General features: G+C 72.7%; 9 protein-coding genes and 1 pseudogene (1 of these 10 running past the window's edge). 4 read left to right on the top strand and 6 right to left on the bottom strand.

The window, feature by feature from the left end:
* The 3 genes from D452_RS0109660 to D452_RS0109650 all read left to right on the top strand — a co-directional run.
* On the top strand, nucleotides 1-266 hold a 266-nt coding region (locus D452_RS0109660; protein ID WP_017543945.1), incomplete at its 5' end, for a molybdopterin-dependent oxidoreductase.
* Between the two features lie 3 nt (nucleotides 267-269).
* A complete protein-coding gene (locus D452_RS0109655) occupies nucleotides 270-995 on the top strand; it encodes a ferredoxin reductase (protein ID WP_017543944.1) in 726 nt (241 codons plus the stop codon).
* Entirely contained in the window at nucleotides 992-1,267 is a 276-nt protein-coding gene (locus D452_RS0109650) for a DUF6510 family protein (RefSeq protein WP_017543943.1), read from the top strand. Before D452_RS0109655 ends, D452_RS0109650 begins: the two co-directional genes overlap by 4 nt.
* On the opposite strand, the gene D452_RS0109645 is transcribed toward D452_RS0109650, so the two are convergent.
* The 6 genes from D452_RS0109645 to D452_RS0109620 all read right to left on the bottom strand — a co-directional run bounded on the left by D452_RS0109645 (nucleotide 1,239) and on the right by D452_RS0109620 (nucleotide 7,859).
* The gene (locus D452_RS0109645; RefSeq protein ID WP_017543942.1) at nucleotides 1,239-2,252 is read right to left on the bottom strand and encodes an STM4011 family radical SAM protein; all 1,014 of its coding nucleotides are present in this window, start codon (nucleotides 2,250-2,252) and stop codon (nucleotides 1,239-1,241) included. The genes D452_RS0109650 and D452_RS0109645 overlap by 29 nt on opposite strands.
* Nucleotides 2,249-3,583 carry an STM4012 family radical SAM protein gene (locus tag D452_RS0109640; protein ID WP_040693464.1) on the bottom strand — a complete coding sequence of 445 codons (1,335 nt, stop codon included), beginning with the start codon at nucleotides 3,581-3,583 and terminating at the stop codon, nucleotides 2,249-2,251. Before D452_RS0109640 ends, D452_RS0109645 begins: the two co-directional genes overlap by 4 nt.
* A gap of 11 nt (nucleotides 3,584-3,594) precedes the next feature.
* Nucleotides 3,595-4,422, bottom strand: coding sequence for an STM4013/SEN3800 family hydrolase (locus D452_RS0109635; protein ID WP_040693462.1), 828 nt, complete (start codon nucleotides 4,420-4,422; stop codon nucleotides 3,595-3,597).
* A gap of 35 nt (nucleotides 4,423-4,457) precedes the next feature.
* A complete protein-coding gene (locus D452_RS0109630; protein ID WP_017543939.1) occupies nucleotides 4,458-5,624 on the bottom strand; it encodes an STM4014 family protein in 1,167 nt (388 codons plus the stop codon).
* Nucleotides 5,621-6,676 carry an STM4015 family protein gene (locus tag D452_RS0109625; protein ID WP_017543938.1) on the bottom strand — a complete coding sequence of 352 codons (1,056 nt, stop codon included), beginning with the start codon at nucleotides 6,674-6,676 and terminating at the stop codon, nucleotides 5,621-5,623. Before D452_RS0109625 ends, D452_RS0109630 begins: the two co-directional genes overlap by 4 nt.
* A gap of 112 nt (nucleotides 6,677-6,788) precedes the next feature.
* Complete coding sequence (locus D452_RS0109620; protein ID WP_017543937.1) at nucleotides 6,789-7,859, bottom strand: STM4015 family protein; 1,071 nt, start codon at nucleotides 7,857-7,859, stop codon at nucleotides 6,789-6,791.
* A gap of 292 nt (nucleotides 7,860-8,151) precedes the next feature.
* Here D452_RS0109620 and D452_RS28020 point away from each other — a divergent pair.
* Nucleotides 8,152-8,854, top strand: a pseudogene (locus D452_RS28020) (class I SAM-dependent methyltransferase) (it continues 148 nt past the right edge of the window).

Here is an 8,854-nt window from a genome sequence, read left to right as displayed (position 1 = left end):
CCTACGGCGGCTACACCACGACCCTGCCGCTGGAGGACCTCACCGACGGGCAGGCGTGGGTCGTGCACACCTTCGACGGGGAGCCGTTGGCCGCCGAGCACGGCGGGCCCGCCCGGCTGCTCGTTCCCCACCTGTACTTCTGGAAGTCCGCCAAGTGGGTGAGGGGCCTGACCCTGACCCACGAGGACGAGCCCGGGTTCTGGGAGCAGAGCGGCTACCACGACTACGGCGACCCCTGGCGTGAACAGCGCTACCGGGGAGACTGACCGGTGCCCTCATGGACGCCCGCGGTCCTGGAGTCCGACCGGTGGGAGACCCCCACCGCCCGCACGCTGGTGCTCGCGGTGCCCGGCTGGTCCGGGCACCGTCCCGGACAGCACGTGGACGTACAGCTGCGAGCGGAGGACGGGTACACCGCCGAGCGCTCCTACTCCGTCGCGTCGGCCTCCGGGCCGGACCGCCTGGAACTCACCGTCCAGCTGGCACCCGACGGGGAGGTCTCCCCGTACCTGGTCCAGGACTTCCGGCCCGGGGACCGGGTGTGGGTGCGCGGTCCCCTGGGGGGCTGGTTCGTTTGGCGGACGGACGACCCCGCCCCCGTCGTGCTCATCGGCGGCGGCTCCGGCGTCGTCCCGCTCGCGTCGATGGTGCGCGAACGCCGACGTACCGGGAGCCGGGCCCTGTTCCGCGTCCTGTACTCGCTGCGATCGCCCGAGGACCGCTACTACGCCAAGGAGCTCGGGGCCGCCGCGGACCCGGGCGTCGACGTCTTCCTCGCCTACACGCGGGACGCCCCGCCGGGTTCGGTGCGCGGAGCCAAACGGTTGAGCGTGGCGGATCTGAACACCCACGGGTTCCCGGCCGAGTTCGCACCCCTGTGCTACGTGTGCGGGCCCACCGGGTTCGTCGAGACGGTCGCCGACGGGCTCGTCGCGCTGGGCCACGACCCGCGCAGGATTCGAACCGAGCGCTACGGCAGCGGAGGCGGACGATGAACGGACCGACCCACCTGGACGGAAACGTGCTCGCCGGTCCGCTGTCGGAGGTCTTCAGTGTGGATCTGACGACCGCCGTGCGCCAGTGCGCTGTCTGCGGCGACGAGGGCGTGTGTGCCCAGCTGCTGGTCTACGCGGACGGCCCCGGACTGGTCGCCCGCTGCCCGAACTGCGCGGTGCTGGTGCTCCGTCTGGTGCGCACCCCGCAGGGAGTGGTCCTGGACCTGGGCGGGACCGGCTGCGTCACCATCCCGCTCCCGGAAGCGCCCTGAGTTCGGATCGGCGGCCGGGCTCCGGGGAAATCGGTCGGTCCGGGGTGTCCGGAGGACTCCCGGAAGTGCGCGGGGGCGTGACCGCCGGAACGCGCTCGATCACCCCGCCACGGAACACGTCGTACAGGTCCAGGGTCTCCAGGTGCACGTATCCGATGTGGCAGTCGCAGCTGGTGAGCGGGCACGGGCTCGGCCCGAGGCCGTCGGCGAAGGATCCGTCGTAAAGGTTGCCGAGCGGGGTGTCCACGAAGTGGCAGCGGCGCACGTCGCCGTCCCCGTTGACGGACAGCACGGTGTCACCCGTACGACAGGGCGCCCCACGGCTCGGGTGCGGGTCGCGGCTGTAGTGGAAGAGGGGGTCGATCCCCTGCCAGACCTCGGCCTCGGCGTCCGTGTAGGTCAGTCCCTCAGCGGCGTTCACCCAGAGGTAGACGTCCTCGGGGAGGTCGTCGCGCATGCGGCGCGCGGCCGCCAGGTGCTCGGGCTGGCCCACCACCCCCACGCTGAACCGGACCCCGAGTTCGGTCAGCTCACTGGTCTTCTGGAGGAAGCGCTCGTGGTCGACCTCGCCCGGGTGGTAGGTGGCCCACAGGGCGACGGAGTCGCGATCGCAGTCGGCGAGCCAGGCCGTGCGGCCGCTGAGGTTGGTCTGGATCGCCGCCCGCTCCACGTGCGGCAGGTGACTCAGCCGGGTGATGGCGCGGCGGTACCAGGAACGGGTCAGCCCCTCGCCCCACGGCGTGAACAGCACCGAGAAGCGCGTGCCGGTCCGCTCGGCCACCCAGTCGGTGAACCGTTCCAGGGCGGCCCGGTCGGCGCGCAGCGTCTCGGGGCTGTCCCGGCGCTTGGCGAAGGGACAGTACGGGCAGTCGTAGTCGCAGCTGGCCAGCGGGCCCCGGTACAGGAGGGTGAGGTGGGCGGGCAGCGGCCGGTTCGTGGCGGGGCGGAGCAGTGTGGGTTCGGGGAGGTCCACGGGGGAGCTCATGACGCCTCGTACTCGGCGGTCAGGCGGTTGACCCGTGCGGAGAAGAAGTCCGGGCCGACGGAGTCGGAGTGCGCCAGCCCGTCCTCGGTGAGCCGGACCGTCGCGGCGTCCGCGGCTCCGTCCTCCAGCCAGCCTCGTGCGGTCAGGGCCGCGAACTCCTCGGGGAAGTCGCCCACCGGGTGCGCGCCGAACCTGGCCGTGTAGTCGGCCACCTCCAGCCCCTCCACACGCAGCAGCGACTGGAGCACGTGTCTGCGGCGCCGCTCGTCCGCGTCCAGGACGAACCCGACCTCGGCACGGGCGAAGTCGGCCCCGTCGCGCCCCACGTAGTCCGCGATGATCGACCGCACCCGGCCCACGCCCACCGCGTAGTCGAACGAGTAGTGCGTGGTGCCGGTGTAGGAACGGGCACCGCAGCCCAGGCCCACCATGCCGTCGGTCTGGCAGCTGTGGTCCGGGGCGGAGGCCAGGGGCTCGGGGGCGTCGGCCCGCCGGAACATGCGCATGGACAACTGCTCGTAGCCGCGCTCGCGCAGGTGGTCGCGGCCCTGCCGGTACAGCGCCAGCCGGTGGTCGTCCCATTCGCGGGCACGTCGGCCCAACCCGGTGAGGGGCCGGACGTACAGCGGGTAGAGGTAGATCTCCTCCGGTTCCCACGACAACGCCGTGTCCAGCGAGTACTCCCAGCTCCTCGCGGTCTGCCGGTCGATGCCGTAGATGAGGTCCACGTTGAGGTCGGCGCGGGCGTGCTCGCGGATGGCGGCCAGCGCCCGGTCCACCTCCGCGCGCTTCTGCGGGCGCCCGGCGGCGTGCGCCTCGGAGTCGATGAAGCTCTGCACGCCCATGCTGATCCGGGTCATCCCGCGCGCGTCCAGCACCTGGAGGCGGTCCGGGGTGGCGGTGGCCGGGGAGGTCTCCACGGAGACCGGGACCGCGCCCATGTCCAGCGGGAAGTGGCGTTCGACGGTGTCGTAGACCCGGGCCAGCTCGTCGGCGGTGAGGTAGGTGGGAGTGCCTCCGCCCAGGGCGGCGAGGGCGAACGAGCTGTTCTCGGGCAGGCAGGCCGCGACCGTCTCGGCCTGGCGCTCGAAGGCGTCCAGGTAGGCGGTGACCTGTTCGGCCGGGGGCGTTGACCGGGTGAAGAGGTTGCAGAACCCGCAGCGCATCTCACAGAACGGGATGTGCGCGTACAGCGAGAGCGCGCTGGCGTCCTCGCGCAGCCACAGGTCGTACAGGTGGGGCCGTTCGGCGAAGGGGCGGTAGGCGCTCTTGTGCGGGTAGGCGTACACGTACGAGCGGTAGGGGGAGTCCGCGCGGACGGGTTCGGCCATCGGTGTGACGCTCACGCGGCGCTCTCCTCGGTGCCGTGGCCGTGGGGCAGGACGGCGTGGGTGTAGGGGACGGTCCAGACGGTCTCGTGGCCGATCCGGTGGCCGGTGTGGCCGTCCTCGCCGTAGGCGGTGCCGTGGTCCGAGCACACGATCGCGAAGCAGGGGCGGCGGGCGGACATCGCGGCCAACAGCGGTGGCAGGTGCCGGTCCACGTACTCCAGGGCGGCCGCGTGGCTGGTCCGGGTGTCCCCGTCCTCCCGTGTCGCTCCGGGCAGGTGGAACCAGTTGGGCTGGTGCAGGGCGGCGACGTTGAGCAGCAGGAACAGGGGCTGTCCGGCGGGCACGGCGGCGCTCACCTCGACCGCGCGGGCCACCTGGTTCTCGAAGGAGTGCGGGTCGGCCACGCCGAACGACTCCTCCCAGTGGCTCTCGGCGAACAGGTTCGGCAGCACCGACCCCAGCTCGGACCTGCGGTTGAAGAAGCCGGTGCCGCCCACACAGGCCGTGTGATACCCCTCCTGGGCCAGGCCCGAGGCGAGGTCGGGCGTGTCGAAGGTCCAGGTCCCCGGCGCCGTGGAGAGGCTGCCGGGGAACGCGGCGGCGAACAGGCGCGGATGCGGCCCCGGCGCGGCGGGGGTGGGCAGGAATCCGGCGAGCATGGCCAGGTGCGAGGCGTACGTGAAGCTCGCGGGCGAGTGCCGTTCCTCCCAGCCGCCCGGCGGCAGGAGCCGGGCCAGGTTCGGGGTGCGCCCGGTCTCGGCGAGCTCGACGGCCACGTCGTGGCGCAGGGTGTCGAGGGTGAGCAGCAGGATGTCGTGCGTGCCCACCACGGAGTTCATGTCCGGTGCCGGGAGGCCGGCGGAGGTGGCGGTGTTCATGGGCGCTCCCCGGAGAGTGCGTGTGCGGGTGTCGGGTGCGGGGCCGTGAGGGGGAACCGGCCGGTGGCGAGGGCGTGCAGCTGTTCGGCCTGGGTGCTGCGGCCCTCGTGGAGGACCCCGGGCAGGAGGTCGCCGAAGGCGTTGACCTCGCAGACCGTGAACCCGCGCCAGCTGGGCCGGACCAGCAGGTCCACGCCGGTGTGCAGGGTTCGGGGGAAGACCCCCGCCGCGGCCTCGGCCGTGGCCGTGGCCGCCCGCCAGGTGCGCGGTCCCATGCTCTCGCGCAGCGCCGCGAGGTCGCCCCGGGCGTTGCCCAGGTGCAGGTTGGTCATGGGGGAGTGCGACGAGCGCACCACCGCGTGCGTGGCCCGTCCGGCGACCACCAGGACGCGCAGGTCGATCACGCGCCCCTGGAAGCCCGCCTTGGGCACCCAGCGCTCCACGTGCAGGCCGTCGGGGGCGAGCGCGTCCACGATCGCGGCCACGTCGGCCTCGTTGGTGTAGGCGAACGGCCGCAGCGAGTTGTACAGCTCCACCGATCCGCCGTCGCGGACCAGGTGGGCGGAGGTGACCGCCCTGATCCGCCCGCCCGGGGCGGTGGCGAGAGCGACCACCCCGGAGGCCGAGGAGCCGTGCGCGGGCTTGACGAACACCCTCCGCCAGCCGTGCCCGGCCATCGTCGCGCGCAGGGAGTCGTAGCCGGTCACCGGCCCGGGCAGGGCCGGTGCGACGGGAACCCCGGCGGAGTCCAGTCGCGCGTGGCAACGGCGCTTGTCGCACAGGTCGGCCAGGTCGTCCACGTCCTGGAGGAGGCTCGAACCAGGGGTGTCCGCCACCGCCCGGGACAGGCGTCCCAGGGCGCGGACGAACCCCCGGTGCTGGTCGGCGCCGCCCTCCACCCGGTGGAGGTCGGGGTCGTGCCGCCACCCGCGCAGCAGGCGGGCGGTGGGGGCGTCCTCGCCCGCGGAGTCCACGCGGACCAGCGCGCCCTCGGGCAGGGTGACCGGACCGGCCGCCGGGTCCGCGAGGTCGCGCCAGGGGAGCGGGACGGGGTCGGGCAGCCCGGCCGCCCGAGCCGCCTCGGTGAACAGCGCCAGGCGGCGGTTGCCCGGAACGCACACCACCACCAGGGGGCGGCCGAGGGCGGACCGGTCCCGGCTCACTCGGATACCGCCGTGTAGTAGGAGAGGCCGCCCTCCGCGTAGGGGTTCTCCTCGGGCTCCTCCCGGTCGGAGAGGTCGTGCTCCACCCCCGAAGCGGTCAGGGCGGCGCGCAGCCGTCCCTCCATCTCCTCGGAGAGGTAGTGGTGGTGCAGGTCCAGGCGGCGCAGGCCGTGGAAGACGGGGGTGTCCAGGATGATCCGGGCGCCCCGGTCCGTCAGGATCCCGAGGGACAGGTCCAGCTCCGCCAGCGTCCCGGTGACCGGGGCCCCGGCCAGGGCCGCCACCCAGTCGTCGGCGCGGTCGGCGTTGCGCAGGCCCAGGGAGCGCAGCTTCGGGAAGGCGGTCCCGGACAGGACCGGGGCGAGGTCCTCACGGGTGGTGCGCCCACCGGCGTACTCCTCCACGCCCAGCCACAGCTCCAGGTGCTCCAGCTCGGGCAGGGACGCGGCGCACACGTCCCGGACGACCTCGGGGTGGAGTCCGCCGGACTGCACGGTCAGGCTCCGCAGCCCGTGGGGTTCGGTGACCCTCAGGCCGAGGCCGGCGCTGCCGCCGCGCACCGTGAAGGCCGTCAGCCGGGGGAGAGCGGCGAGCAGCGGGGTCAGGTCGCCGTGCTTGATCCAGGAGATCTCGTTCTCCTCCTGGACGATGTCGCCGAAGAACAGCGAGCGCAGGCTCGTGTACCGGGACGCGCGCTCCAGCAGAGGTGCGAGGAAGTCGCCGTTCCCCTCCTGAAGCTCGGAGTGGCCCACCATCAGGGCGCGGACCGAATCGTGCGGGACGAGCTGGTCGAACTCGCGCAGGTACTCGTCGATGGTCTGCCCGTCCCTGCCGTTGACCGACTCCTCCGTGCGCCACCGCCACGCCACTGAGCCGGGGTCGGCGAGCGCCGCGAAGAGCGGCTCGTAGGACGACGGCAGGTTGGGGTGGCGTTGCCTCCGGTTGCTCGCCCACGCCATGGCGAAGTGGAACTCGCGGCGGATGGTCTCCCACCCCGTGAACTCCACCACGGGCAGCCCCGCGTACTCGGTGAGATGGCTGCTGTTGGGCATGAGGCTCCTGCCAGGGGAGGGACGGGGGTGGCTTGGGGTGTCGGGCTGTCGGGCCGTTGGGCCCGTGGGGGACGGGCCGGGGCCCGGGAGGTGCCGCGCGATGCGGCCGGACTCACTCCCCCACGGCCGGGTAGTAGTGGAGGTCGTCCGCGTCGTCGGACCCGCTCGGGGACTTCCGGGGGCCGTCGGAGAGGTCGACGCGCACCCCGGCCTCCGTGAACGCCGCCCGCACGCGTTCGGCGTCGTCCTCACCCAGGTAGTGATGGTGCAGGTCCAGGCTCTCGAGGTGGGCGAAGACCGGTACCGAGGCCAGCAGGTGCTCCACGTCGCTGTCGCGCAGGGTGCCCAGCGACAGGTCCGCCGAGGTCAGGCGAGCGGTGACCGGTGCCTCCGCCAGGGCCCTCAGCCAGCTGCCCGTGCGCTGGGAGTTGCGCAGGCCCAGGTGACGGAGCGCGGGCAGGGCGGTCCCGTGCAGCAGGGGTGCCAGGTCATCGACCACGGTGTCGCCGCCGTAGTCCCCCACACCCAGCCACAGCTCCAGCCGCTCCAGCGCGGGCAGTTCGGCGGAGACGATCTCGCGCACCACCCGGCCGGGCAGGCCGCCGCTCTGGACGGTGAGCGAGCGCAGGGCGGCGTGCCCGCCGACCGCCAGGGAGAGCGTGTCCCCGCCGCTGTAGGTGTCGCCGACTCCCCGGACGGCCAGGTCCTCCAGCAGGGGATAGGCGTCCAGAAGGGGAGCGAGGTCGCACTGCTGGATCCAGGAGATCTCGTTCTCCTCGAAGGTGACGTCACCGACGAACAGGGAGCGCAGGGCGGGGAAGGCGTCGGCGTGCCCGATGAGGGCGTCCCGGAGTTCGCGGGACGAGATGTCGCCCCCGCCCTCGAACCCCCAGTCACCGATCACCAGCGCTCTCACCCGGGAGGTGTCCACCTCCTCGACGAACCGGGTCAGGTAGGGCACGAACTGCTCGGAGTAGCTGGCGAGCCGCAGCCGCCACGACACGGAGCCGGGGTCCTTCTTGGCCTCCTCCATGAGCACGTGCTGCTTGGAGGGGGCCTGTGGCGCCTCCTCGGCCCGGCGCCGCCCGCGGCCGGAGTAGCGGAGGTAGTACTCGTTCGCCCCGTGGTCGAGGAACTCGACCACGGGGAGTCCGGCGTGGTCGGTGAGGTGTGCGCTGTTCATGGAGGGGAGCCTTCCGTCCTGGCCAAGGGGTGTGCCACATGTTCTAGCAGCGGAGGGTGACAGACCGGGGTCGGACATCCGCCCGGAGCGGCACGCCGGGTGTCCGGACGAAGGCCGCGAACGTTCCGAAGCGGGTGGTTTCCTCTTTCATAGCAGCTCACAGGGGCGCTTCCGGAGTTGTGCACAGGTGTGGACGCCCGAACGCGGCCGATCGGCACGTCCGGCCCGCGGGATACCGGCCGGTACGGCGGTGCGGCAGGACAACGCGGGGCGGCGGTGTGAAAGTGGTCGCATGGCTACGCACAGTGAACTCCGTGACTTCTGGGAACACCGGCTCGAAGGCGACTGGACCGAGAGCGGCGTCGGCTACCGAGCCCTCGGGCGCCCCTTCAACACCTGGATGTACCGCGTCCGCGAGGAGGTCTTCCTCCGCGAGGTCGGCCAGCTGGGGCTCAGGGGCGCCAGCGTGCTCGACGCGGGCAGCGGCACGGGGTTCTACGTGAGCCAGTGGGAGCGCCTGGGCGCCGGTGACGTCACCGGATGCGACATGACCGACGCCGCCGTGGAACGCCTGAACGGCCGCTTCCCGAACCACCGCTTCGTCCGCCAGGACGTGTCCGAGCTGGACGCCTTCGAGGACGCCAGCTTCGACGCGGCCTCCTGCATGGACGTGCTGTTCCACATCACCGACGACGACCGGTACGCGGCGGCCTTCCGGTCCCTTGGCCGGGTCGTGCGTCCCGGCGGCACCCTCGTGATCTCCGAGAACTGCCTCCAGCGCCCCGAACAGCGCGGAGAGCACCAGGTCAACCGGACCCTGGAGACGATCGCGTCGCTGGCGGACAAGTCCGGGTTCGACATCGTGCGCCGGGTGCCCATGCTGATGCTGATGAACGCGCAGGTCGACGCCGCACTGCCGTGGCGCAAGGTCTGGGGCGGGGTCCTGCGCGCCGCCACCGTCACCGCCCCGACGGGCTGGCTCGCCGGGGCCCTCC

This window comes from Nocardiopsis prasina DSM 43845 (genome assembly GCF_000341265.1).
GTDB classification, from domain to species: Bacteria; Actinomycetota; Actinomycetes; order Streptosporangiales; family Streptosporangiaceae; genus Nocardiopsis; species Nocardiopsis prasina.
The sequence above is the reverse complement of the archived record's forward strand: the minus strand, read 5'-3'. Positions and strand labels throughout refer to the sequence as shown.

What these genes read in the sequence shown, in the direction of transcription:
- D452_RS0109650 (WP_017543943.1), top strand. Translation starts at nt 992, where the DNA reads ATGAACGGACCGACCCACCTGGACGGAAACGTGCTCGCCGGTCCGCTG.
- D452_RS0109645 (WP_017543942.1), bottom strand. Translation starts at nt 2,252, where the DNA reads ATGAGCTCCCCCGTGGACCTCCCCGAACCCACACTGCTCCGCCCCGCC.
- D452_RS0109640 (WP_040693464.1), bottom strand. Translation starts at nt 3,583, where the DNA reads ATGGCCGAACCCGTCCGCGCGGACTCCCCCTACCGCTCGTACGTGTAC.
- D452_RS0109635 (WP_040693462.1), bottom strand. Translation starts at nt 4,422, where the DNA reads ATGAACTCCGTGGTGGGCACGCACGACATCCTGCTGCTCACCCTCGAC.
- D452_RS0109625 (WP_017543938.1), bottom strand. Translation starts at nt 6,676, where the DNA reads ATGCCCAACAGCAGCCATCTCACCGAGTACGCGGGGCTGCCCGTGGTG.
- D452_RS0109620 (WP_017543937.1), bottom strand. Translation starts at nt 7,859, where the DNA reads ATGAACAGCGCACACCTCACCGACCACGCCGGACTCCCCGTGGTCGAG.